The organism is Burkholderia sp. SIMBA_062 (genome assembly GCF_046534765.1).
Taxonomy (GTDB): domain Bacteria; phylum Pseudomonadota; class Gammaproteobacteria; order Burkholderiales; family Burkholderiaceae; genus Burkholderia; species Burkholderia ambifaria.
The window spans coordinates 1-241 of sequence record NZ_JAWRYD010000559.1; the positions used below are offsets into that span (position 1 = coordinate 1).

1 protein-coding gene is annotated in these 241 nt (G+C 66.0%); it reads left to right on the forward strand.

Translation table 11 applies throughout. From position 1 onward, the window contains the following. Positions 1–241: carboxymuconolactone decarboxylase family protein (locus SB786_RS37450; RefSeq protein WP_410731743.1), on the forward strand; the 241-nt coding region annotated here is incomplete at both ends.

The window sequence follows — 241 nt, forward strand, 5'->3', positions numbered from 1 at the left end:
CGAAGCCGCGCGTGCGTTCACGCCGACGCTCTCGGCATTCATCGACGACACGCTCTATCCGCGGATCTGGAGCGATCCGACGCTCTCGCCGCGCGACCGCAGCCTCGTGACTGTTGCCGCGCTGATCGCGGGAGGCCATCTCGACGAGTTGCCGGCGCACCTGCGCCGCGCGTTGACGAACGGCGTAACCCGTGAAGAGTTGTCAGCGGCAATCACTCACCTCGCGTTCTATGCCGGGTTT